Genomic DNA, 22920 nt, shown 5'->3' on the forward strand with positions numbered 1-22920 from the left:
CATAGGGTGGCACCGAGGGAGAAATCATGCGCAAATTCGCTGCTGCCATCTTCACCTTGTTTTGTTGCCTGCCGGCGGGCGCCCGCGACCTGCTGGTGATCGGCACGCATTTCGAACGCGTCTACGAACGCGGCCAGGAAGGCGAGATTGTCGGCCTGGGACCGGAAGTGGTGCGCCTGATTGCCCAGCGCCTGGGGCACCGCGCGGTCTTTGAGCTTTATCCGTGGGCCCGCGCCCAGGCCCTGGTTGCACAGGGCAAGGCCGATATCCTGGTCGGTCCCTACAAGACTTTCGAGCGCCAGCAGCTCATGTCGTTTTCAAAGCTGCCGTTCTACCAGGACCAGATGGTGTTCTACGTCCGTAAAGGGTCGATGCCGGATTGGAGCGGGGATTATGCTTCCCTTTCCGAGCAGCGCATCGCGATCGTCAATGGCTGGTCTTACGGTGCGGCCTTTGACAAGGCGCGGCCGCAATTGCGGCTCGATGTGGTGAACAGCGTCGATAGCGGGTTGAAAATGCTGGCGGCACAGCATGCGCAGATGTTTGCCAGTAACCGCCGCAATACGGAGCCGGTCCTGGGCCGGCTCGGGCTGTCCGGCCAACTGGCCATGCTGCCGCGCGTGATCGAGGTGCAGGAGGGCTATTTTGCGTTCCCGAAGCGTCCCGCCGCCGATGCCTTGCGCAAGGAATTCGACGCCGAGTTCCAGCGCCTGGCCGATAGCGGCGAGCTGAAGCGCCTCGGCTTGCGGCACGAGGTGAATGTGCCTTAGCGGCGATCCGGCGTGAGCACGGTCGGCAGCGCTTTCGGCAATGTGGCCGGATAATCGCGGCTGAAATGCAGCCCGCGGCTTTCGCGCCGCTGCAGGGCACTGTTGACGATCAGTGAGGCTACTTCCACCAGGTTGCGCAGTTCCAGCAAATCGCTGGTGATGCGGAAATGGCGGTAGTACTCGTCGATTTCCTCTTTCAGCAGCGCGATGCGGTGCTGGGCGCGTTCCAGCCGCTTGGTGGTGCGGACGATGCCCACGTAGTTCCACATGAAGCGGCGCAGTTCGTCCCAGTTGTGGGCGATGACCACTTCCTCGTCGGCATCGGTGACGCGGCTTTCATCCCAATCCGGCAGATAGGGCGTGCTTTCCTTGTCCTGCGCCAGGATGTCCTGTGCGCAGGCGCGGCCGACCACCACGCATTCGAGCAGCGAATTGCTGGCCAGGCGGTTGGCGCCATGCAGGCCGGTGCATGCCGTCTCTCCAACCGCATACAGCCCTGGCAGGTCGGTACGGCCAAACAGGTCGGTCACGACGCCGCCGCAGGTGTAATGCGCTGCCGGCACGATAGGGATCGGCTCTTTGGTGATATCGATGCCCAGTTCCAGGCAGCGCGCATAAATGGTCGGGAAGTGTTCGATCAGGAAGGCGGCAGGCTTGTGGCTGATATCGAGGTGTACGTAGTCCAGGCCGCGCTTCTTGATTTCAAAGTCGATGGCGCGTGCCACCACGTCGCGCGGCGCCAGTTCGGCCCGTTCGTCGTGGGCCAGCATGAAACGCTGACCGGCCGCGGCGCCGGCTTCCGGCGGCAGCTTGAGCAGGCCGCCTTCGCCACGGATCGCTTCCGTGATCAGGAAGGACTTGGCATACGGGTGGTACAGGCAGGTCGGGTGGAACTGGATGAATTCCATGTTCGATACGCGGCAGCCGGCGCGCCACGCCATTGCGATGCCGTCGCCGCTGGCGGTGTCGGGATTGGTGGTGTACAGGTAAACCTTGCCGGCGCCGCCGGTTGCCATCACCGTGTGTTCGGCCGAGACGGTGTGCACCTGGCCAGTCGTTACGTCTTGTACATATAAGCCGTGGCAGCGCGGCTGAGCGCTGGCGGGGCGCGGGCCCAGCTTGTCGGTGGTGATCAGGTCAATCGCGCAGTGCTGCTCGAACAGGCTGATATTCGGATGCGCACGCACTTTTTCTTCCAGCGTTACCTGTACGGCGTGGCCGGTGGCGTCGGCGGCATGGATGATGCGCCGCTGGCTATGGCCGCCTTCGCGGGTCAGGTGGAAACCGAGTTCGGCATTGGCGTCGCGGGTGAACGGCACGCCTAAGCCGATCAGCCACTCGATGGCTTCGCGGCCGTGTTCGACGATAAAGCGGGTGGCGCCTTCATCGCACAAGCCGCCGCCGGCCACCAGGGTGTCGGCGATGTGCTGCTCATGGCTGTCGCCGGAGTCGAGTACAGCGGCGATGCCACCCTGGGCCCAGTTCGAGGCCCCATCGAGCAGGGCGCGTTTGGAGATGATGGCTACTTTGCGGCTTTCCGCCAGGTGGAGTGCAACAGAGAGGCCGGCCAGGCCGCTGCCGACAATCACGACATCGAATTTCATGGGGTTTCGGGCTGATTTTTCGCGTAATAAGCAACAATATAAACTATTTGCCGTTGCGCTGCCTCAAAAGCCCCACTGGCGGCATGCTGCATGATGGCCGCATGACCAAGAAAAAGCTGCTCGTGGTGGAGGACGATCTGGGCCTGCAGAAGCAGTTGCGTTGGGCCCTGGATGCGTATGAGGTCGTGTTTGCGGGGAACCGCGATGCTGCCCTCGGGCAGTTGCGCCGGCACCAGCCGGCGGTGGTGACGATGGACCTCGGCTTGCCCCCGGAACCCGATAGCGCCAGCGAAGGCCTGCTTTTGCTGCAGCAGATGCTGGCGATTGCCGCGGACACCAAGGTGATTGTCCTGTCCGGCAACCAGGACCGCGAGAACGTGCTGAAGGCGATGGCGCTAGGCGCCTATGATTTCCACCAGAAGCCGCTGGATGGCGACATGCTGCGCCTGATGGCCGAGCGCGCATTCTTCCTGCACGCGGTGCAGCAGGACAACCGGCGCATGCTGCAGACCGAGGCCGATTCGCCGCTGGCAGGACTGGTGACGCGCGACCCGGGCATGTTGCGCGTGTGCCGCAGCATAGAGAAGGTGGCGCCCAGCTCCGCGACAGTGATGTTGATGGGCGCCTCCGGTTGTGGCAAGGAAGTCCTGGCGCGCGGCCTGCACCAATTGAGCGCGCGGCACGGCCGGCGCATGGTGGCCATCAATTGCGCGGCCATTCCCGAACACCTGCTCGAGAGCGAGCTGTTTGGCTACGAGAAGGGCGCCTTCACCGGTGCCGAGCGGCAAACGCTGGGCAAGATCGAGCTGGCGGCCGGCGGCACCTTTTTCCTCGATGAGATCGGCGACATGGCGTTGCCGCTGCAGGCGAAGATGCTGCGCTTCCTGCAGGAACGCGTGATCGAGCGCCTGGGCGGGCGCAGCGAAATCGCAGTGGACGTGCGTATCGTCTGTGCCACCCACCGCAACCTGAAGGCGATGGTGGATGAGGGCCGCTTTCGCGAGGACCTGTTTTACCGCCTGAGCGAGATCGTACTGGTGGTGCCTCCGCTGCGCGAGCGGGTCGGCGACGCCGTGCTGCTGGCACAGCACTTCCGGCACCGCTTCCTGCAGGCCGAGGGACGCCCGGCCTTGCCGTTCCATCCGGACGCGCTGGCCGCCATCGAAGCCTATGGCTGGCCGGGCAATGTGCGCGAGATCGAGAACTGCATCAAGCGTGCTGCCATCATGAGCGAAGGGCCGCACATCACGCTGGAGGACCTGGGCCTGCCGCCCGGCGCGGAGCAAGCGGAAAACATCGATCTGCGCGATGCACGCAATGCCGCCGAATACCGGGTGATGGTGAAGGCGCTGGCCAGGACTGGCGGTAACATTGCACGCGCTTCCGAGTTGCTTGGGGTGAGCCGGCCGACACTGTACGACCTAATGAGCCACCACGGGATCAAGTGATTCAGGTTCGCGCCATTGGCGCGCGGACTTCAATTGCTGCCGCAGGCCCGGCAGCGGGAAGCCCAGCCCATACGCTTTGTGTGCGGCTTCCAATGCCTCCGGCCATTGCTTGCGCCGCACCCTGGCCAGCCCCAAGTTGTACCAGGCCGCCGCATTGCCGGGCTGCACCTGCAGTGCCTCTTCCAGCTGCCTGATCGCATCGGCGTCGCGCCGCAGCGACAACAGGTAGGCGCCGAATAGGGCCCGTGTCACACCGTCCTTGGGCAGGAATCCGATGGCACGCTGGAAGTAGCATTCCACAGTGTGATGCGCACCGGGCGCCTTGGCCTGCTTTGCCCGCAAGCCGAGCCGCGCCATGGCAGCCAGGGCGCGCGGATGGTTGGGGAAATGCTCCAGCGTGTAGCCGATGTCGCCCCCCAGGGTGCCTGAGATGCCCCGTTGCAGGGCCTCCACCTGCTGGCCGAAATGGAAAGTCTCGACCACGGCCAGACCTTTGGCGTCTTGCGCGTCGTAATAATCGCCGCCAGTGGCGCCCTTGGTGTAAGGCGGACAGTCGGCCGCCAGGGCCGCGAGCAGGATCAGGTAGGCTGGCATCGCTGTTCTCCAAGTTCAAGCGGCCGCGTGTCGAAGACAAGTTGTGGCCGGGAGCGGGGGCCAAGGGATAAATGAAGGTATGGCAGCCGGCTTGCAAGCATCAGTTGCCAGGCTCCGGCCGCGACGAACGTGGCGCTGCCAAGATGGACGGCACCGATGCGGCGATGCGCCCGCAGCGAACCAGGATTGAATGCGGAGATCCGGCTGCAGGTCCATTGGATTCCACGCGCATGCATGCGGCGGTGCGCTTCGTCCCACAGCCGGCAGAAGGCGGTACCGTGGCGCATGTGGGGCTGCACGAAAACATCGTAATCCCAGCATGAGCGCGGCGACGGCAGGCAATAGCGCGCACGGACCTCATCCTCCTCATAGGCGCCGAGCTGGTACCAGAGGATCGCTGCAAGGTCGTTGCCTTTCCAGGCGGCGATGCTACAGCCGCCCTGGCGAAAGCGCGCCGCGACAACTTCACGGGGACGGGGATAGTGCGGCGGCAACTCGGCCAGTTTGGCGATGGGGGCCATCACGAGCTTGCCGGGGGCGCCACGCATTGCGGCCGCTGCCACGCGCTGCGCCACGAAATGATAGCGCCGCAGATGCACGCCCAGCAGGCCCAGAAGGCGCGCGGCGGCATACCAGGCCGTATTTCCGGCGCCGAGTTCCGAGACAGTGTGCAGGATGCGCGTGGACATGAAACCATTACAGCAAAGCTTCGCGCGGACTCTTTGAGATAGCGCAAGCAGCGTCGCCGGGGCCTTGCATAGACTGGGACCTCCAAGGGAGGAATCATCATGCTGACTGTGCTGATGGCTACGTTCAATGGTGTGCGCACCTTGCCGCAGGTGCTTGACGCCTACACGCAGTTGCACAGTCCGGAAGAAGGCTGGCGCCTGCTGGTGGTCGACAATGGCAGCAATGACGGGACGCGCGAACTGCTGATGTCCTATACCAGCAGGCTTCCGCTGCACTATGCCTATGAGCCTCGGCGCGGCAAGAATGCCGCCCTGAATCATGGCCTGTCCCTGGCGCTGAAGGGCCCCGAGACACGCCTGTTCGTCTTCACCGACGATGACGCAACGCCCGAACGCGACTGGCTGTTGCGCTATGCCGATGCCGCGTCCGAGCGCCAGGGTTTTGCCATCTTCGGCGGCAGCATCGTCCCCGACTGGAGCGAAGCGCCGCCGGAATGGCTGTTGCGGCTGGTGCCCTGCGGGCTGACGTATGGGCTGACGGACCCCATGCTGCCCGAAGGACCGGTCTATCCGGGGCTTGTCTGGGGCGCCAATATGGCGGTGCGCGGCGAGGTATTCCGCCATGGCTACCGCTTTGACGAATCGATCGGGCCTGCCGCCGGTGAATATGCGATGGGCGGGGAGGTCAGTTTCACACGGCTGCTGGAGGGCGCCGGATTCCAGTCCTGGTTCTGCCCGGCGGCCCGCGTGGCCCATCACATACGCCCGGTGCAGCTGACGCCCGACTGGGTCATGGCGCGCGCCCGGCGCTATGGCCGCGGCGCCTGCCGTTTGACCAGGGCCGGCCAGTTTCCCGAGCTGTTCGGCGCGCCGCGCTGGATGCTGCGCAAGTACGTGGAAGAACTGTGCGGCCTGGCTGCGGCCCTGCTGTTGCGCCAGCCGGAGCGTATCTTCCAGCGCCGCTGGGAGCTGGCTTATCTTGGTGGCTATATCGCGGAGGCAACTGCAGCCACCAGGCGCCCGTCCAGCCGGCGCATCGTCCTTACCAGCTTCTCAGGTGAGCTTGGCGGCATGGAGCTGCGCATGCTGGACGAGGCCCGATTCCTGAAGGGGGTGGGCTATGACTGCGTGCTGGCGCCGCCGCGCTTCGCCGGCGATGAACGCTGGCGCCAGTGCGCGCAGGACGAGTGCGTGGAGATAGCCGACCTGAAGGTGCCGCCCATGGTGGAGGAGTGGCCCTGGCGGCGCCTTAACCGCTTGCGGGCGATGGCGCTTAGTGCCCCGGCACTGCGCAAGCTGCGTCCTGACCTGGTGCATGTGGCATTTTGCTGGACCACCTACGGCGCCAGTGCCCTGTGGCTCGCCCGGTATTGCGGCGTGCCGGCGGTGATCAGCGTGCACAACGCCTTTCCGCATACCGAGTTCAACGCCTGGCAGCGTGGCCTGCTGCAGCGTGCCATGGGCGGCGTGAGAGGGGTCTACGCCGTTTCCGATTCGGCCATGCACCACTTCCTGGCGCTGTACCGCCCATGGCTGCCGGCCGATGTGCGCCTTGCGGTGATTCCGAACTGCGTCGATTTGCAGCGCTTCCAGGCTTCTCCGCTCCGCCGGTCAGCCGCACGCAGGCAATGGGGAATCGCCGACAACGATGAAGTGATTGGAAGTGTAGGGCGGCTGTCGGCGCAAAAGCGCCCGGAAGAGCTGCTGGCGATCTTCGCCCACTTGGCCAAACTGCGGCCACGGCTGAAGCTTTTGCTGGTGGGGACAGGTCCGCTTGAATCGTCGCTGCGCGACCTGGTCAGGCGCCAGCGCCTGACACGGCGCGTCATTTTCACTGGCTTCCAGGCGCGGGTGGAGTCGATCATCCCGGCAATGGACCTGCACCTGTTGGTCAGCCGGCGCGAGGGATTCGGCATTGCGACCATCGAGGCCATGGCCTGCGGCGTGCCGGCCCTGGCGACACGGGTGCCGGGCAGCGAAGACATCCTTGACGGCAGCGCGGGCGGCCTGCTGCTGCCGCCCGGCGATATCGATCATGCCGTCAGCATCATCGCGGCCTTGTTTGACGATCCCGTGCGCCGCGCCGATATGGGACGCCGGGGCAGGGCCGAAGTGGAAGCCCGTTATGCGGTGCCGGTGATCAGCGCGCAGGTGGAGGCCTTCTACGACGGGCTGGCATGAGATGCCTGGGATCGCGCGCAACTTTGCCTTCGGCTTCGCTGAGAAGTACCTGCAAGCGGCGCTGGCACTGGCGTCTTCGATCATCCTCGCCCGGCTTCTGTCGCCGGCCGAGATCGGGGTCTACTCCATCGCAGCCGTGCTCACCGGGCTGGCGCAGGTGTTCCGCGACCTTGGGACCGGGCAATTGCTGGTGGCGCGGCCAGGGCTGTCAGCCGCTGAACAGCGCGCCTTGCTGACGATCTCGATTGCCATGGGCTGGGGCCTTGCAGCGATGCTGGCCCTGCTGGCCGGGCCATTGGCCGCGTTCTATCGCCAGCCCGAACTGGCCAAGGTTCTGCGCATCCTGGCATTGAATTTCGTGCTGGTTCCATTTTCTTCGCAAGTGAGCGCCATGCTGCGCCGCGAGATGCACGCCGCTGCCTTGCTTCGGGCATCGGCATGCTACAGCGCGACGCAATTCGCAGCAACCATTGCCTTGGCCGCGAACGGCATGGGGCCGTGTGCACTCGCGTGGGGCAGCTTTGCTGCGACTTCGGCGGGCTTCGCCGCCGCCTGCATCCAGCGGCCGCCGGGTATGGTTTTGCGCCCCGGGCTTAGAGGCATTTGTAAGCTGCTGCGGCCGGGCGGCCTTGCGGTCACTGCCAATGCAATCGACGAAGTGGGCGTGGTGGCGCCGGACCTGATTGCCGGCAAGTTGCTGGGTGCGGAGCAGGTGGCCTTGCTTGGCAAGGCGCAGTCGGTGCTGGCCCTGTTCAACCAGGCCGTGACCAGTGCGGTCACGCCTGTCATATTCCCGCTGTTCGCCAGGCATGCCCGCGAAGGGGGCGATCCCGTCCAGGCATACATCTCGGCCGCCACCTGCATCACGGCACTGGCCTGGCCCTTCTTCCTGATGGCTGGCCTGTTCGCGGAACCCCTGGTGGCACTGTTGTATGGGCACCAGTGGCAAGGCTGCGTACCTTTGATACGGATCATGTGCGGTGCTGCTGCGCTGTATAGCATGTTCAATATGGCGCGCTATCTGCTGCTGGCCACGGGGCATATAGCCGAACAGGCAAGGATCGATGCGATGGCGGTCGCCGGGCGCCTGGCGCTGCTGGTGCCGGCCGGACTGGCGGGACTGGAATGGCTGGCGGCGGCTATTGCGCTAAGCCTATTGTTGCGCAGTTGGCTTGTATTGCGATGCCTGCACAAGTTGTACGGGCTGGAGCTGACGGCGTTGCTCCAGGCCTCGCGCAAGAGTGCCTGGGCCACTGGCGTGGCAGTCGCTCCGGCCTGCGTACTGCTTGCCGCCACCGGCAATGAGGGACCGGGAGTACCGCACCTGCTGGCAGCTGCCTTGGCAGGAACCCTGGGCTGGGGATTGGCGATCTGGCTGCAACGCCATCCCTTGGCCGGTTTTTTACGCCGCACTGGCTGGCAGCAATGAGGGGAGGTCCTATGCGCATCGGAATCCTGTCTTATCCCATGTTGTTCCAGCGCGAAGGGGGCCTGCAGATACAGGTACGCGAGACGGTCGCGGCGCTGAACCACCTGGATGCTTCGATGTCGGCAGAACTGGTGGATCCGGCGCGCCAGAAACTGAGCGATTTCGATCTGATCCACGTTTTTTCCGCCTTCAACGGGAATTTCCGGGTGGTCGAATCGGCAGTCGAGCTGGGTCTGCCAGTCGTGCTTTCGCCCCTCGTGTCGCCCACCTGGAACCGCAATGCAGGCTTTCGCGCGCGTGTCGCCGACCGGCTGGCGGGGCGCATCTGTTCCTATAACCTGCAGACAAGCTACGCCCAGACCAAGCGCGCGCTGCAGCTGGCCGACCTCGTGATTGCGCTTGGCGAGGCGGAACGGGAAGCGATTGTCAGTGGCTTCCTGACTGATCGCACCAAGATCCGTGTCTTCCCGAATGGAATCAGCCGCCAGTTCTTCACCGCGAAAGGCGAAATGTTCCGCCATCGCACCGGCATTGTCGGCCCGTTCGTGCTGTCGGTCGGGGCGGTCTCGTCATACAAGAACCAGCTGGGGCTGGCCCAGGCACTGGCAGGGTGCGAGCTGCCGCTGGTGATGATCGGGCCTGTCGCCCGGGAAGAGCACGATTACCTGCAGAATGTGCTGAAGTCTCCCTGGACGCGCTGGCTCGGCGCGCTGGACCATGAAGACCCCCTGCTGGCCAGCGCCTACGCCGCCGCGTCCGTGGTGGCGCTGCCAAGCCAGGGCGAAATCTTTCCCCTGTCGGTCCTGGAGGCGCTGGCTGCCGGTACCCCGGTGGTCATGACGCAAGACAGTGCGCTGCAGCTGGAGGGCTCCGAGAGCATGCTGCGCAAGGTCGCCTGGGACGACCAGGCGGGCCAGCGGGAAGCCATCATCAGCCTGGCCACCCGGCCGCCGGAACGTACCAGCGTCCAGTCGATGGTCGAGCAGTTTACATGGCAGCGCGTGGCTTCCCAGGTCGCTGCCTGCTATCGCGAGCTGGTCCACGTCCAGGCGGCCTGAACCTCAGGCCCTGGGCCGGTAGCGCAGCATCGCGGCGCCTTTCTCGCACGGCAACGAGCTGATTTCGAGTTCCGGGAATTCGGCAGCCCAGCGCTGCAAGGCGGCGCGCTCGCCGGGGCGCATGGCATCGTCGAGGAAGATGGCGGCACCGGGCGCCATGCGCGGGAAGAGGGTGGGGCCAGCCGGATAGCGCGCGGCGTCGCTTGTCGCTTGCGGCGGCCCGTCGATGACGACCATCTCGATCGGCTGGCCGGTTTTCAGGCCGCTGCAATCGTACCAGGGCTGCTGGCGGTCGCCGAAGGTCTGTGTCAGCAGGGGCGCGTCGATCACGGTTGCCCAGTCCGCCAGGCCGTGCAATTCCAGCTGGCGCCGGGTGCGCCGGGCATAGGCGGGATCGTGTTCCAGGCTGAACACCTTGCCGGCGCCATTGATCTGCATGCAGCGCGCCAGGACCAGGGTTGAGGTGCCGCTGCTGCATTCGACGACGCAGGCCGGCTTTTCATCGAGCGCATGGGCCGCCAGTTCCTGCAGGAAGTCAGGCGATGCGGCCCATCCGCGCGTCAGTGGCAAAGCGCGTTGCAGTCCGAGGCTGATATACAGGCCTTGCAGCGCTTCCAGCTGGCGGAAGAGCGAGGCATGCTCCTGCCTGGAATCGTCCTTCATCTCATGCACCAGCAGGTGCATGTTGCGCACCTTATGCAAGATGTAGGCGCATAGGAACAGCACGCCAATGGCAGCCGCATCGATCATTCGTAGTACCCATAGTATTGGGCGCCAAGAAAGGCGCGGGATTTGTTGTAGACCAGGTTGACGTGCCGGCAATGCTCGATGCGCTGCAGGGCCGCCTGCACCGCGGACTGGGTGGTGGTCTCGGCCTCGACCACCATGACCACCTGGCCCATCTGCGACACCAGCACACTCGCTTCTGTGGTCAAGAGCAAGGGCGGCGAGTCGAACACGATGATACGGTCGGGATAGCGGCTGGCGAGTTCTTCCAGCAGGCGGCTCATGTTGTGGCTGGCGAGCAGCTCGGTCGCATGGCGGCTGGCCGGTCCCGCGGGCAACAGCGTCAGGGAAGGCACGTTGGTGCGCATGATAACGTCGGAAAGCTCGACGCTGCCATCGAGCAGCACATTCATCAGGCCGCGCTCGGCCTGCAATCCCAGCACTTTGAGCACCGAAGGGCGCGCCACATCGGCATCGACCAGCAGCGCGCGCGCGTCCTTTTCCATCGAAATGCTCATGGCCAGGTTGACCGCGCAGTAAGTCTTGCCCTCGCCCGGCAGGGCGCTGGTCACGACGATCAGGTTGCCATGCGGGATGGCGCCGGCGCCACTGGCGCGCGCATCGTTGAGCAGATGGCGCTTGACGATGCGGAAGTCTTCGGCAACGGGGGTGCGTCCGCTTTCATGTGTGACCATGCCCCGCTGGCGCATCCGGACCAGGTTGATGTCGGCATAGCCTAGCTCGGCGGGCGGCGCAACTTCCAGCAAACTGGGGGGCAATTGCATGGAACCTCCACTTATTGGTAAAGCAGGGTAAAGGCCATCACACCGCTATAGCCCAGCAGCAGGCAGGCGCTGCCTGCGCCGAAGCCGAAGCGGTCGCGCAGATGCCGGCGCCTTTCGTCCTCGGTCCAGTTCATGCCGATGGTGCCGAGGACCCGCAAGCCGGTTGCGGCGCGCAGTTCTGCAGGACTCAGAAAAGTTGGGCGCAATTCCGACAGGCCCAGGGCCGCCGCGGCGCCGCCGAGCAGGCCGGCGGCCAGGACGGCGCTGTAATATAGGGCGCGGTTGGGTCCGGTGGGGCGCTGCGGCATGGTAGGAGGGTCGATGATCTTGAAGCTCATCATCTCGGTGGTGGTTGTCAATTCCCCCGACAGCTTGGCAGCCTCGCGGCGGGCAATCAGCTTCTCGTAATTGTCCTTGTTGACCTGGTAGTCGCGAGTGAGCTGGCCGAGCTGGGACTCCAGTTCCGGAACGGCATTGCGCTGCTGCTGCAATTGCGATTGCCGCTCCCGCATGGTTTCGACGCGCGCCCGCAGCGCAGCGACACGCGCTTCCGATTCGGCCAGGGCGACCTTCATCTGCTGGAACAGGGGATTGTACTGCCGGGCCGTATCGGCCGGGTCCGCGTGTTTCTCGCGTTCCTGCTGTCGCTTTTCTTCGAGCTGGGCAATGAGGCGCAGGGCAGCCGCCACATCGGGATGCTGGTCGGTGTACTGCATGCGCAAGGTGTCGAGATTCTTGTTCAACGCGCTGATCCGGGCGTCGAGTTCGCTTACTTCGCCGGGCGTAGCGATGGCGGCAAGCAAGGGCTCGTCGCCGCCGAACTGGGCCTCGATCGCCTTGCGCGCCTGCTCCGCTTCGGCCAGTTCGAGCTGTGCGCTGGCCAGCGACTCGGTGGCTGTCAGCAGCTTGCCGCCGTAGTCCTGCCCTTCGCGTGGCAGGAGATAGTTGTGTTTCAGGCGGAATTCCTTGACCGAGTTTTCCGCCGCGAGCAGGCGCTCTTCGTAATTCCTGATCTGCTCGTCGATAAACTGTACGGCCTTCTCCGAGTCGCCTTTTTTTCCTTTGAAGCTGCCTTCGACGAAGATGGACAGCAGTGCCTGCACCACATCGCGCACCTGGCGCGGGTCGGAATGGGTGTAGTTGATGGTGTAGATATCGTAGGTGCCGGTGCCGTTGATGCGGATCCGTTTCAGCATTTCGTCGACCATCGCGTCGTGCTCGCGCGCCGACACGGTGCGCACATCGAGATCGACCATGCGCAGCACCCGTTCGATATTTGGACGGCTGAGCAGGGTGCGGCTCATGATGGCCACCTGCTGTTCCACGTTGGGCATGCTGGTCATGCCGACCATCAGCGGTTTGAGGATGCTCTGGGTGTCGACGAACACCCGCGCTGTGCTCTGGTACTCGTCGGGCAGGGAATAGACCTTGGCCCAGCCCACCAGCACAATCAGCCAGGTGATGCTGATTCCCGCCCAGCGATGTTTCCACATGCCTTTCAGGCTGGACAGCAATTGGCTGAAGAGATGCTCCATGCTGCGCTCCTGGTGGTGCCTTGGTCCTTTGGATTATATGGGCGGGTTTGCGGCCCCGCTGGCGAACCCGCCCGAACTTTGAGGCCTGTCAAGAAGCGGTCAGGATTTGCGGCGGCGCAGCGCCAGCGACATTGCCAGCATGCCGGCGGCCAGCACCGCCAGCGAATCCGGTTCCGGCAGTTCCTGTTGCAGGGCGTTGGCCAGCGTGTTGTGCTGGATCGTGATCTGGTAGCTGTTGCCAGCCGTCAGCAGAGGTGAGACGGCCGAGAACGGCGAACCAACGGGCGTCGCAAAGGTGTAAGTCAGGATGCCTGGCGCGCCGTCGGTACGGCTGCGTACGCTGTCTTCATTCAGTTCCGACGGGGCGTACTCGAAGATTCTTGCAGAGGTAGTGAGGTCGACGATATTGATCGACCAGGACAGGCGCGCATTGGCGTTGGCGTTGGGTCCCGAACCCATCGAGACAAAGGCCTGGGTAAAAGCGTCGGCACTGAATTCCACGGTCATGGTGTCCGACGCGCCGAGGGTGAACCTGAAGGTGGTCGAGGTTCCGACATCGGAATTGCCCGAGGCAATCGCATTCAGGGCGGTCGAGGCGTCGGCGCGCGTGCGCGCGTGGGCGCCGGCCGGGTTGCCGTTAATCGTGATCGAGGCGCCGGTCAAGTCCTGGTCGGCATAGCCAAAGGTACCTGGGACAGGCGGGGGGTAGGGGAAGGGCGTGAAATTGTTCGGGGGCAGGGCCGGGCACGGCGCCCCGACACATTGCTGGGCAACATTTGGCGTACCGGTCAGGATGGGGATGGAAGACGCCCCGTTGGCGAAGACACCGTTCAGCGAGGCCGTTGCGTGGGCATCATTGGTCCCCTGCAGGATGGTGAAGTCGGCCGTGCTGTAGGCGGTACTGTCCGAATGCAGCAAGCGGAAATTGTTGATGTCGAGGATGGCCGAAGCGAACGTGGAGGCCTGGGCCGGTAGGCTGGCAATTCCGGCCGCCACCAAGGCAGCAGTTGCCAGTAGGGACTTGCAGAAGGTAGTCATAGCGAGGATCTCCGATTGGTTTGCGGCGGGTTTGCCGGCATGTGGGTACGAGCAGCATCCGTGCCATGCATCGGCGCCCCGCTGGCCCAGGACCGTGAAAAGAAATCCGACGCGTGCGGAACCTAGCGCCAGGCCGAGCGTCCAAGCCCTATTCCGATAGGAGGACGCACCGTGGACGAAGACACCATTGTTTCCCTGTTGATTGACGAGGCCGCCGGCGGCGAGCAGGCGCTGCACGGGATCGACCAGCAACTGTTCCATATCCGGCTGGCCAATTCGGCCGGCAAGCGCGAGGCGGCCAGCGTGCTGCTGCAAAAGATGTATGGATGGCGCGGCTATGAAGTGGACCCGAACGCACCCCACGAACCGAACCGCATCACGCTGGCAGCAGACAGCCAGGGGGAAACGGTGGCAACCATGTCCTTATGCCTGGATGATCCCGCCATTGGCCTGCCTGCCGATGAAAACTTTGGCGACATTCTGGCTACCCTGCGGGCGCAGGGACGGCGCCTGTGCGAGCCGGCACGGCTGGCGATTGACCGCAATGTCAATATGCGCGTGTTCGCCGCCTTGATCCACATCTCCTATGTGTATGCCCACAACCTGCATGGCAGCACCGACTATGTCATCGAGGTCAATCCGCGCCATGTGCGCTTCTACAAGCGTATGCTGGGCTTCCAGGACGCCGCAGCGGAGCGGCATTGCAGCCGTGTCGGCGCGCCGGCCGTCCTGCTGCGGCTGGACCTGACGCATATGGCGCGGCAGATCGCGCTATATGGCGGGCGCATGGAATCGGTCCCCGACGAGCGTTCCTTCTATCCCTTTTTCTTCTCGCCACAGGATGAGGCGGGTATCACGGTGCGCCTGCGCGAAGGGAGGGACTGAGATGAGCTCCCTGGAACCAGCGCTGCAAGCCTGGCGCCTGCTGCTTGGCCCCGCCCGTGTCCTTACCGCGCCGGCCGATCTCGGCCCCTATGCGGCGAGCACTGCGGCCAGCCCGGTTATCCCGCTGGCGGTACTGCGCCCCTTATCGCACGGGGAGGTGGTGGCGGTGGTGCGCAGCGCCGCCGATTTTGGCATTGCCCTGTATCCCTTAAGTACCGGGCACAACTGGGGCTATGGCGATGCCAATCCAAGCGGCGAAGGCCAGGTCATCGTTGACCTGGGCGGCATGGACCGCATCCTCGAGATCGACCGCGAACTGGCTTATGCCGTGATCGAACCGGGCGTCACGCAGGCCCGGCTTGCTGCCCGCCTGGCAGAGCTGCAATTGCCCTTGTGGATGGATTGTACCGGCGCGGGACCGGATACCAGCCTGATCGGAAACATCCTGGAGCGCGGCTTCGGCCACAGCCCTTACGGCAACCGGATGCTGCACATGGCCGGCATGCGCATCGTGCTGGCCAGCGGCGACACCCTCGAAACCGGCTTTGGCCACTTTGCCCACGCCACGGCGGCCCACCTCTACCCGTATGGTGTCGGGCCATGGCTCGATGGCCTGTTCACGCAAGCGAACTTCGGCATCGTTACCAGCCTCGGCCTGTGGCTGATGCCGCAAACCGAGGCGCTGAGCCACCTGGTGGCGAGCGTGCCTGGCTTCGACGGCATCGCTGCCGTGGTCGATGCGCTGCGCCCGCTGCGCATGGATGGCACCTTGCGCAGCGTGGTGCATATCGGGAACGACCTGCGTGTGTTATCGGGTGGCATGGTCTTCCCGGCTGCGCAGGTGCCGCAAGGGCCGCCAGTGCCGCCGCCCTTGCGCGCCCGCCTGTGCCGGCAAGCGGGAATTGGCGCCTGGACCGTGTCAGCCGCGCTTTACGGCCGGCCGGCCCAGGTGGCGGATGCGCGGCGCAGCCTGCGCCGCGCGATCGGCACGCTGGCCCGGCTGCGTTTTATCGATGAGCGGACACTGGCCGTGGGGAGCATGGCAGCGCGGCTGATGGGAGGGGGCAAGCGCGGCGCACGCCTATCGGCGCAAGTGGACCTTGGGCGTTCCTTGCTGAACATGAATCGGGGCATCCCGGACGGGCGCTTCCTGGCGGGCGCCTACTGGCGCCGCCGGGGCGGCTTGCCGCCCGGCTTTCCGCTTGGCGCCAATCCGGCGCGCGACGGCTGCGGCATGATGTGGTTGGCGCCGGTGCTGCCGATGCGCGGCATCGACTTGCTGCGGGTGCACGCGCTGGTGGAGCCGGTCTTTGCCAGTCATGGCTTTGACCTGTTCGAAACCTTCAGCATGATTAACGAGCGAGCGCTGGGCGGCGTGCTGACCATCTGCTTTGACCAGCAGGATGCCGCCGACGCCGCTCGTGCCAGGCAGTGCTATGAAATGTCGTTTGCGCGGTTGATGGGAGCGGGCTATATTCCCTACCGCGTAGGCCCGCAATCGATGCGGGCGCTGGATAACGGGCACGATACCTACTGGAGCACGGTGGCCCGCATCAAGGCTGCACTCGATCCGCAACAGATCATCGCCCCGGGACGCTACCAGCCGCGCTGACGGCGCCGCCGCACCAGCAACAGCAGGGCCCCGCCCAGCGGCAGCAGGGCAATGCCGGGCGGCTGGGCCAGCGCGACCTGGGCGATCACCGGGTCCGACAGGCGTGCGCTCCAGCCGTTCTGGCCAATGGCAGTCAGGGCCAGGATGCTGGTCATGGTGTTGGTACCATAGAAGTCGGCCCCGGCCTGCTGCATGCCGTTGCTGAAGTAGCGGCAGGCCGGACCGCCCGCGCAGCGCGCCAGGTAGCTGCCAAAACCGGAAGAGGGCGAGGTGACGCCGCTCAGTTGCTGCACTAGCGTGACCGGCGTTCCGCCCGGGGCGCCAGGCGCCAGGCCGGGCACGAACTCCCAGCGCATCAACAGGGCGCCATCGGTGATGCCGCCCAACTGATTGAAGCCCTGGCGCTGCGAGGCGCGGAGCCCGCCAATGCCGAAGCCGGGATTGGTGCCGCCGCTTTGCTTGTCGAGATAGAAGTCGAGGTGGATCTTGCCGTCGCAGCCGAAGGCGGCATGCGTACACCCGGTCCCGAACACCTGGTTCGCTGACGAGCCCGCCACGGGAAGCACTGTGGCATCGGCCGCGCCATACATCATGAAGGAAATGCTCTGATTGTCCTGTCCGCTGCGCCAAAGCTGCCGGGCAGGGTTGCCAAGCTCGTGGATGCTGGTCATATAGCCGGCGCCGAAGCTGGCTTCGCGTATTCCTGCACCGCCGGCATCGCTGCTGCGCGCCAGGTAGCCGCTGAACTTGATCTCGACGGCGCCCGGCGTATGCAGTACGAACGGGGCGAGCGGTGCGGCAGCGGCCGGTCCGGCGCCCGCCAGGGCCGACAGACAGGCGATACCGCAGTAGAAGGCACTCTTGAACATGGTGGACTCCCGGTAGTGGATAAGGCCCACGTTGCAAGGAGCGCGCCAGCACCGGCGCCGGGGCGGGCTGGCCATTGCGTAAAGGGCGCCGACACCCTATAGCTTGGCCAGCAGGCCCTCGACCTCGGCGCGCTGGGCCAGACCCTGGACCGCAAGCAACAGTTCGCACTGGCTGCGCGCGCCGCGCTTGTCGCCGCTGCGGAACAGCGCGTGCGCGTAATGCAGGCGGATGTCGGCTGCTGTCGGAGCGGTTTCCAATGCCTTCTTCAACAAGGGCAGGGCACGCGCAGGTTTACCATTTTCCGCCAGGATCCAGGCCAAGGTATCGGCCACTGCCGGGTTGCCTGGGGCGAGGCGGTAGGCGCGCTCGGCCAGCGGCAGCGCATTGGCATCCCTGGTCTGGAGCAGCGCCCAGGCCAGGTCGTTCAGGGCCAGTACATTGTCGGGATCGCGCTGCAGGATGGTTTCATACTCGCGCCGTGCCGCGCCAAACCGGGACTGCTGCAGTAAATGGCTGGCGTAATACAACCTCGTTGGCTGGTCGGCAGGAGTCTTGCCGAGCCAGTCTTGCATGCGCTCTTCTGCGGCCGTCCCTTTGCCGGCGGCATGCAGGGCGCGGTGCAGGGCGATCAGCAGCGGACCGCTGCGCTGCAGCTCATAAGCACGCTCGTAGAGGCCGACGGATTCGGCTGCCTTGCCTTGATGCAGCAGTGCATCGCCCTCGAGCTTGAAGCCGATGGCGGCGCCGGGTTGGCGCTGTTGCACCGTCCGCGCCAGCTTCCGGGCCTCCTCGGCCGCACCGTTGTCGAGCATGAGCGCGCTGGCAAGCACCAGGGCATCTTCCCTGGCCGGGGCGAGCGCAATGGCCTTGCGGGCAGCCTGCAAGGCAGGCGCGGTTTGCTTCAATGTCAGCGCGGTCCGGGCAATGCGCAGCTGGACATCCGATTCGGCAGGCCGCAGGTGCGCCAGTTTCTGCAGGCTGTCCAGGGCCAACGCGTGCTGGCCGGCCGCGGTGGCAGCCTGGGCCAGCAAGTCCAGGCTGGCCGGCTGGTTTGGGTCAAGCTGTTGCAGGCGCTGCGCCTGCCGGAGCGCTTTGACCGCCTGTCCATGGCGCAGGTGGAGCGCCGCCAGCGTCTGCACCGGCCCGATGGCATCGGGCGCCGCCGCCATGGCCCGTTCCAGCCAGCCGATGGCTGCCGGCAGTTTGCCTTGGCGCGCTTCCAGCCTGGCGAGCGCCATCATCAGCGGCAGGCTGCCGCGGTTGCGTTCCAGTGCGGCTTCGTAGCGCTGGCGCGCCAGCGGCACTTTCTTTTCCAGCCAGTCGAGTTCGGCAAGGTTGTCCAGGGCTGGCATATGGGAGGGGTCCAGTTGCAGGGACCGCGAAAACGCCTGGCGCGCGCCGGCCAGGTCGCCGCTTGCCAGCAGCACGCCGCCTTTCAGGTTTTGCACGGCAGGATTCTCACCCAGCGCCTCCATTTGCCGGATCTGCTCCATCGCCTTGCCGAAGTTGCGGTTGCGCAGGTAGCTCATCACCAGCAAGGAGCCGGCGCGCGACGCTGCCCCGCCTTCCTTCTGCGTGGCCTGTTGCAACGCCTCGATTGCCCGCGCGTCCTGCCCCTGGCTAAGCAGGCTCAAGCCATTGGCGGCCAGCAGGCTGCCCGATTCCGGCGCCAGGCTGCTGGCGCGGCCAAACCAGCGCGCGGCCAGTTCATGTTTGCCGGCGCGCATTGCCACCTCGCCGCCCAGGGCCAGCAAGTCGACCTCCTGGGGGTGTTCGGCGATTGCCGGCTCCAGCAAGGCCAAAGCTTCCAGCACTTTGCCCTCACGCACATCGCATTGGGCTTGCAAACGCAACGCAAAGGCTTCCTTCGGGTGGGACTGGCGATAGCGCATGATATGGGCGCGCGCCTGCGCGGTTGCGCCGGACTCGAACTCCACCGTAGCGGCCAGCAGCATGCTGGGCAGGTGATCCGGGGCGGCGCGCAGCACCATTTGCGCCCGTTCGAGCGCTGCCTTGTGCTTGCCTTCCGCCAGGTCGAGCAATCCTTGGGCGTAGAGGATGACCAGGCTGGCCGGCTGGATCTTGCGGGCTGCGTCGAGCTGCTCGCGCGCCAGCGCCGGCTTGCCCTCCAGCAGGTGGACTGCGGCAATGTCGGCGAACGCCTGCAGGTTGCTCCTGTTTTGCCTGAGGATGGCGCGATACGCGGCCAGGGCGCCAGCGACATCGCCCTGGGCGCGCAACAGGTCGCCCTGGAAGCGCAGGGTTTCGATATTGTGCGGATCGGATGCTAGGGCGCGCTGCACCGATTCTGCCGCCGCGGCCGAATCGCTGCGCAGCAGCGCCAGCCTGGCCTGGCCCAGGTGCGCTTCAACCAGCTTGCCATGCTTGTGCAAGGCTTGCGTGTAAAGCTGGCTGGCATCTTCCGCCTTCCCCAGCCCGAGCATGGCATGGCCGCGCCAGGCGAGCACGGCGGGGGTATGGGATTCCTCCTGCAGTTCGTCCAGCAGGCCCTGATAGGCCCCCTGGGCGAGCATGGCCTGCACCAGCAGCGGCAAGAGGTCCAGGCGGGGCTGGCCAAGGGCCAGCGCACGGCGCAGCTCCTTTTCTGCCGACACCGCATCGCCCAGCGCCAGGTGCAGTTCGCCCAGCATGCGTCGTGCGGCGGCATGGCCAGGCTCCCGTTGCAACAGGTTCTTGAGATGGATGACCGCAGCCCGCTGCTCGCCACTTTCGTGCGCCTTCCGCGCATCGGCCAGTACATCTGCCACGGGCTTGATACGCTGGCAGGCGAGCAGGGCAACAAGCGCGATTCCTGCCGTAACAGTAATCAGTCGAGACATGACAAAACTCCCAGGCTGGTGAAGTTTCCAGCGTAGGGAGCTCCTGAATCCGCTTGTTGATCGCGCTCAAGAAAGCGTGCGATCAGGGGGAGGGGTTTATTTGGCTTGCTGCTGGTTAGCCAGCTGGACGTACAGCGGCCAGCTGCGCGAGCCATCGGCATTGGCCACGGTCGCGCTCGAGCGATAGCGGGTAGACAAGTAATCGACTGAGACGGCATCGCCCGCCAGGGCAGCCTTTTCCAGCAGGCGCATGGCTTCTTTGTGCTTTGCAGCATCCAGGCTGTACAGCAGACCCAGTTCTCGCGCAGCAACAGGCGAGCCTTGCTCAACCCATTCGCGCAGGCGGCGTTCTGCCGCGGCACCGCCGTGTTCGGCTAATTTCTTTGCCACCGCTTCCACCACGGGCGCCGGCGGCTGGACTTCTTCCTTGGCTTGGCAGGCAATCAACATGCCGACCATGACAAGCGTAGATGTCACTATCACTCCCGCCTTGTTGAAAATTTCCATATTTCCTATTATTTCCCGAACGGATGGCATTATATCAATTAATTGCCCGGCGTCAAGTCGCGGGCAACTTTCAGGATTTTATGAAATGCGAGTAAAAAAAGGCGCACGGCTCGCAAAACTCTGCCAAATCTATAATTGTTCCGGATCTTAACATGCGGGTATTGCGCCGCACAAAACCGCTTCGGGTAACAGATGTAAGCAATCGTTAGCGGGCGGCGGCACGTCCGCTATGCTGGTCAAGCCATGCCCCGGCGTGGTCGTGCACCAGTTTCAACTCCCCTTCGAGCGCGGTAAACAGGAGCGGTATTTCGACAATTCGCCCTTCCTGCAGGGCCAGTTCAAGCGCCAGCGAGGCGGCCACAAAGCGCTTGGCGCCCAGGTTGCCGATCGAACCGCGCAGGTTATGCAGGATGCGCCGCGCTTCCATGAATTTGGCGTCGCGGATCGCTTCGCCGGCCATATTGAGCGGTTCAACGCCCGGACCGATGCCGTCGCGGACGATCTTGACGACCGTATTAAGGGCTTTTTCATCCTGCCCCATGTATTCCAGAAGTTTGTCGACGCAAAAGACCGCCTCATCCGGCGCACTAGCATAACTCATAAATACAGTCCCCTTTTTATACGCGGAACGTCCAATAGCGTCCCATCGCTCCTTCCACCGCCTGTAAGCCGAACCGTTCAGCGGCCCTGGCATGTTTCTGGATCAGGTAATACATATCGCTTAAGGCCGAGCGCTGCTCGGCAAAATACGTGTGGCCGATAAAACTCGTGTCCACTTTGCTGGCGTCGATCGTCTCGACCCCCGGCGCTGTCACCAGGCCAGGCCCGCTCTCGCCGGCGCGGGCATAGCCATGAACGGCTTTGGATACGCGTAAGGCGCTGTCGTCGGATGAGGCATACAACGTCAACGGGTTCGTCACGGCCGAGAGCGCCGGCAACAACTGATGACGGAAAACATCTGCATCGATATCGGGTGCGGCCAGGATGACTTCCCGGATCCGGCTGGCCAGTTCCGGCCGGGCTGCAATCACACTGGCTGTTGCATGGGCCAGGGCCCGGTTGCCCATGCTGTGCGCCAACAGGTAGACATGCTCGGCGTCCGCCTGCTGCAAAACGTCGGCCAGGAATGCCGCCAGGTCGGCCTGGGTCCATTCCACATTGGCTTCATCTAATATATATCCTGCGAGCTTGCCTTGCGAGGGCCAGCTGTAAAAAATTGGCGCGCCCTGGAAGCCCAGGTCGTACGACAGCTGTCCGGTTCGCCGGGCAGCGTCTTCGAAGGTGGTGCGGTAACCGTGAATGAAAACCAGGGCGCTGCGGCTACCGCTGGCGGCGATTGCATGGCGCAGTTCGGCGAGATAGTTGTCGCGCTCAGCCAGGTCGGCCGAAAGCAACACCACGTGCTGTTCGGGATCCTGGCGAAACTCCAGCCGCAGCAGGGACGGCGACTCCATCTCGCCCATCCTGTGGTCGCGCGGAATACTGACCTCGCAGCTTCCATAGCGCAGCTGGCCGCGCGCGCTGCCGAACAGGCGGGCAGGATGGCGGTCGCCGCTCAGTTCGCGGTCGGTGGCAAAGAAGACTTTCATGACGGCATGGTCGGGCGCGCCATCGAGTTTGGCGGTAGGCGAAGTGCGGGCATTGCGGCGCCGATCGACTTCATCGATCAGGTTGCGGGCGGCCGCGCGCAAATAGCGGTCGCCAGCCAGGCCGGCGGAGGCCAATGCATCGCTCAGCGCGAACTGGCGCGAACGCGAACCCGGATCTTCTTCCACATCGGCAATGGCATCGGCGACCGTAGGGGACTGGGCCGCCAGGCGGGACTTCAGCATCTGGTAGGCGGCACTGATGCCACCCTCGCCGGCACCTGCCGTCACCGCTGTCGTAATGACGTCCATGCTCTTCTCCTGGCTGATTAATGCATATCTGACCACACACACAACGCCAAGTCCAGCGCCGCGTGAATCTAGCGCTCAGGAGCCAGTTCAAGCCGGTTGATGCGTGCCGCCTTGTTGAAGTCGACGGCGATGCGCAAGGCTTGCGGCTGGCAATTCGCACGGTACACGTAAAGCCGGTCTTCGCCGTTTACGTTTCGCGAAAGCAGCTCGAGCCTGAGGGGGCGGGGACAGGCTTTCAGCAATGCCGGCAGGCCCGGCACTTCAAGGTAGCTGGCGCCGCGTTCGGTGAAGGGCTGTGCCGCCGGCTTGCCGTCGGCGATCCCTTCCAGCACCTCGACAACCTGGGCCGTTACCTCGGGTTCCACGTCGGGGATGGCCGCGGCCGCCAGCATGCAGGACAGGCCGGCAAAAAATAACAGAATGTTCAATTTCACTGACGACTCCTTCTAAC

At 64.6% G+C, this 22920-nt stretch carries 20 protein-coding genes; 7 read left to right on the forward strand and 13 right to left on the reverse strand.

Annotated elements, in window-relative coordinates; translation table 11 throughout:
• The first annotated feature begins 26 nt into the window (after positions 1-26).
• Positions 27-770 (forward strand): substrate-binding periplasmic protein, encoded by a 744-nt coding sequence (locus ACWBU6_RS15760; protein WP_452644357.1) that lies wholly within the window; start codon positions 27-29, stop codon positions 768-770.
• Here the strand turns inward: ACWBU6_RS15760 and nadB are convergent.
• Positions 767-2374, reverse strand: a complete 1608-nt coding sequence (nadB, locus tag ACWBU6_RS15765; RefSeq protein ID WP_452644358.1) for an L-aspartate oxidase — start codon at positions 2372-2374, stop codon at positions 767-769. The genes ACWBU6_RS15760 and nadB overlap by 4 nt on opposite strands.
• Positions 2375-2475: 101 nt before the next feature.
• On the opposite strand from nadB, the gene prsR reads away from it, so the two are divergent.
• Entirely contained in the window at positions 2476-3822 is a 1347-nt protein-coding gene (gene prsR, locus ACWBU6_RS15770; RefSeq protein WP_452644359.1) for a PEP-CTERM-box response regulator transcription factor, read from the forward strand.
• Here prsR and ACWBU6_RS15775 read toward each other — a convergent pair.
• A complete protein-coding gene (locus ACWBU6_RS15775; RefSeq protein ID WP_452644360.1) occupies positions 3796-4416 on the reverse strand; it encodes an ABC transporter permease in 621 nt (206 codons plus the stop codon). The genes prsR and ACWBU6_RS15775 overlap by 27 nt on opposite strands.
• Positions 4401-5105: a hypothetical protein gene (locus ACWBU6_RS15780; protein ID WP_452644361.1), complete on the reverse strand. Its 705-nt coding sequence runs from the start codon at positions 5103-5105 to the stop codon at positions 4401-4403. The genes ACWBU6_RS15775 and ACWBU6_RS15780 overlap by 16 nt, the downstream gene beginning before the upstream one ends.
• 99 nt (positions 5106-5204) lie before the next feature.
• On the opposite strand from ACWBU6_RS15780, the gene ACWBU6_RS15785 reads away from it, so the two are divergent.
• The 3 genes from ACWBU6_RS15785 to ACWBU6_RS15795 are packed head-to-tail and all read left to right on the forward strand — an operon-like array spanning position 5205 to position 9773.
• Positions 5205-7286 (forward strand): glycosyltransferase, encoded by a 2082-nt coding sequence (locus ACWBU6_RS15785; RefSeq protein ID WP_452644362.1) that lies wholly within the window; start codon positions 5205-5207, stop codon positions 7284-7286.
• A 1-nt stretch (position 7287) separates the two neighbouring features.
• Positions 7288-8715 (forward strand): oligosaccharide flippase family protein, encoded by a 1428-nt coding sequence (locus tag ACWBU6_RS15790; RefSeq protein ID WP_452644363.1) that lies wholly within the window; start codon positions 7288-7290, stop codon positions 8713-8715.
• Positions 8716-8726: 11 nt separating this feature from the next.
• Positions 8727-9773 carry a glycosyltransferase family 4 protein gene (locus ACWBU6_RS15795; RefSeq protein ID WP_452644364.1) on the forward strand — a complete coding sequence of 349 codons (1047 nt, stop codon included), beginning with the start codon at positions 8727-8729 and terminating at the stop codon, positions 9771-9773.
• Positions 9774-9776: 3 nt separating this feature from the next.
• Here the strand turns inward: ACWBU6_RS15795 and ACWBU6_RS15800 are convergent, their stop codons facing one another.
• The 4 genes from ACWBU6_RS15800 to ACWBU6_RS15815 all read right to left on the reverse strand — a co-directional run bounded on the left by ACWBU6_RS15800 (position 9777) and on the right by ACWBU6_RS15815 (position 13857).
• Entirely contained in the window at positions 9777-10523 is a 747-nt protein-coding gene (locus ACWBU6_RS15800; protein ID WP_452644365.1) for a class I SAM-dependent methyltransferase, read from the reverse strand.
• Positions 10520-11284, reverse strand: coding sequence for an XrtA-associated tyrosine autokinase (locus ACWBU6_RS15805; protein WP_452644366.1), 765 nt, complete (start codon positions 11282-11284; stop codon positions 10520-10522). The genes ACWBU6_RS15800 and ACWBU6_RS15805 overlap by 4 nt, the downstream gene beginning before the upstream one ends.
• A gap of 11 nt (positions 11285-11295) precedes the next feature.
• Complete coding sequence (locus ACWBU6_RS15810) at positions 11296-12819, reverse strand: XrtA system polysaccharide chain length determinant (RefSeq protein ID WP_452644367.1); 1524 nt, start codon at positions 12817-12819, stop codon at positions 11296-11298.
• Positions 12820-12918: 99 nt separating this feature from the next.
• The gene (locus ACWBU6_RS15815) at positions 12919-13857 is read right to left on the reverse strand and encodes an EDSAP-1 family PEP-CTERM protein (RefSeq protein WP_452644368.1); all 939 of its coding nucleotides are present in this window, start codon (positions 13855-13857) and stop codon (positions 12919-12921) included.
• 171 nt (positions 13858-14028) lie between these two features.
• Between ACWBU6_RS15815 and ACWBU6_RS15820 the strand changes: the two genes are divergently transcribed.
• The gene (locus ACWBU6_RS15820; RefSeq protein WP_452644369.1) at positions 14029-14742 is read left to right on the forward strand and encodes an N-acyl amino acid synthase FeeM domain-containing protein; all 714 of its coding nucleotides are present in this window, start codon (positions 14029-14031) and stop codon (positions 14740-14742) included.
• Between the two features lies 1 nt (position 14743).
• Complete coding sequence (locus tag ACWBU6_RS15825; protein ID WP_452644370.1) at positions 14744-16354, forward strand: FAD-binding oxidoreductase; 1611 nt, start codon at positions 14744-14746, stop codon at positions 16352-16354.
• Here the strand turns inward: ACWBU6_RS15825 and ACWBU6_RS15830 are convergent.
• The 6 genes from ACWBU6_RS15830 to ACWBU6_RS15855 all read right to left on the reverse strand — a co-directional run bounded on the left by ACWBU6_RS15830 (position 16339) and on the right by ACWBU6_RS15855 (position 22903).
• Positions 16339-17223, reverse strand: a complete 885-nt coding sequence (locus tag ACWBU6_RS15830) for a hypothetical protein (protein ID WP_452644371.1) — start codon at positions 17221-17223, stop codon at positions 16339-16341. The two genes, ACWBU6_RS15825 and ACWBU6_RS15830, sit on opposite strands and share 16 nt — an antisense overlap.
• Before the next feature lie 96 nt (positions 17224-17319).
• Entirely contained in the window at positions 17320-20064 is a 2745-nt protein-coding gene (gene prsT / locus ACWBU6_RS15835) for an XrtA/PEP-CTERM system TPR-repeat protein PrsT (RefSeq protein ID WP_452644372.1), read from the reverse strand.
• Between the two features lie 96 nt (positions 20065-20160).
• Positions 20161-20541: a hypothetical protein gene (locus ACWBU6_RS15840; protein WP_452644373.1), complete on the reverse strand. Its 381-nt coding sequence runs from the start codon at positions 20539-20541 to the stop codon at positions 20161-20163.
• Positions 20542-20776: 235 nt separating this feature from the next.
• The gene (locus tag ACWBU6_RS15845) at positions 20777-21172 is read right to left on the reverse strand and encodes an Hpt domain-containing protein (RefSeq protein ID WP_452644374.1); all 396 of its coding nucleotides are present in this window, start codon (positions 21170-21172) and stop codon (positions 20777-20779) included.
• A gap of 16 nt (positions 21173-21188) precedes the next feature.
• The gene (locus ACWBU6_RS15850; RefSeq protein ID WP_452644375.1) at positions 21189-22469 is read right to left on the reverse strand and encodes an alpha/beta hydrolase; all 1281 of its coding nucleotides are present in this window, start codon (positions 22467-22469) and stop codon (positions 21189-21191) included.
• 68 nt (positions 22470-22537) lie between these two features.
• The gene (locus tag ACWBU6_RS15855; protein WP_452644376.1) at positions 22538-22903 is read right to left on the reverse strand and encodes a hypothetical protein; all 366 of its coding nucleotides are present in this window, start codon (positions 22901-22903) and stop codon (positions 22538-22540) included.
• Positions 22904-22920: the final 17 nt, after the last annotated feature.

This window comes from Pseudoduganella sp. HUAS MS19 (assembly GCF_053615455.1).

Bases quoted from the DNA above. Each gene is read 5' to 3' on its own strand.
- ACWBU6_RS15760 (WP_452644357.1), top strand. From the start codon at position 27: ATGCGCAAATTCGCTGCTGCCATCTTCACCTTGTTTTGTTGCCTGCCG.
- nadB (WP_452644358.1), bottom strand. From the start codon at position 2,374: ATGAAATTCGATGTCGTGATTGTCGGCAGCGGCCTGGCCGGCCTCTCT.
- prsR (WP_452644359.1), top strand. From the start codon at position 2,476: ATGACCAAGAAAAAGCTGCTCGTGGTGGAGGACGATCTGGGCCTGCAG.
- ACWBU6_RS15775 (WP_452644360.1), bottom strand. From the start codon at position 4,416: ATGCCAGCCTACCTGATCCTGCTCGCGGCCCTGGCGGCCGACTGTCCG.
- ACWBU6_RS15780 (WP_452644361.1), bottom strand. From the start codon at position 5,105: ATGTCCACGCGCATCCTGCACACTGTCTCGGAACTCGGCGCCGGAAAT.
- ACWBU6_RS15785 (WP_452644362.1), top strand. From the start codon at position 5,205: ATGCTGACTGTGCTGATGGCTACGTTCAATGGTGTGCGCACCTTGCCG.
- ACWBU6_RS15790 (WP_452644363.1), top strand. From the start codon at position 7,288: ATGCCTGGGATCGCGCGCAACTTTGCCTTCGGCTTCGCTGAGAAGTAC.
- ACWBU6_RS15795 (WP_452644364.1), top strand. From the start codon at position 8,727: ATGCGCATCGGAATCCTGTCTTATCCCATGTTGTTCCAGCGCGAAGGG.
- ACWBU6_RS15800 (WP_452644365.1), bottom strand. From the start codon at position 10,523: ATGATCGATGCGGCTGCCATTGGCGTGCTGTTCCTATGCGCCTACATC.
- ACWBU6_RS15805 (WP_452644366.1), bottom strand. From the start codon at position 11,284: ATGCAATTGCCCCCCAGTTTGCTGGAAGTTGCGCCGCCCGCCGAGCTA.
- ACWBU6_RS15810 (WP_452644367.1), bottom strand. From the start codon at position 12,819: ATGGAGCATCTCTTCAGCCAATTGCTGTCCAGCCTGAAAGGCATGTGG.
- ACWBU6_RS15815 (WP_452644368.1), bottom strand. From the start codon at position 13,857: ATGACTACCTTCTGCAAGTCCCTACTGGCAACTGCTGCCTTGGTGGCG.
- ACWBU6_RS15825 (WP_452644370.1), top strand. From the start codon at position 14,744: ATGAGCTCCCTGGAACCAGCGCTGCAAGCCTGGCGCCTGCTGCTTGGC.
- ACWBU6_RS15830 (WP_452644371.1), bottom strand. From the start codon at position 17,223: ATGTTCAAGAGTGCCTTCTACTGCGGTATCGCCTGTCTGTCGGCCCTG.
- prsT (WP_452644372.1), bottom strand. From the start codon at position 20,064: ATGTCTCGACTGATTACTGTTACGGCAGGAATCGCGCTTGTTGCCCTG.
- ACWBU6_RS15845 (WP_452644374.1), bottom strand. From the start codon at position 21,172: ATGAGTTATGCTAGTGCGCCGGATGAGGCGGTCTTTTGCGTCGACAAA.
- ACWBU6_RS15850 (WP_452644375.1), bottom strand. From the start codon at position 22,469: ATGGACGTCATTACGACAGCGGTGACGGCAGGTGCCGGCGAGGGTGGC.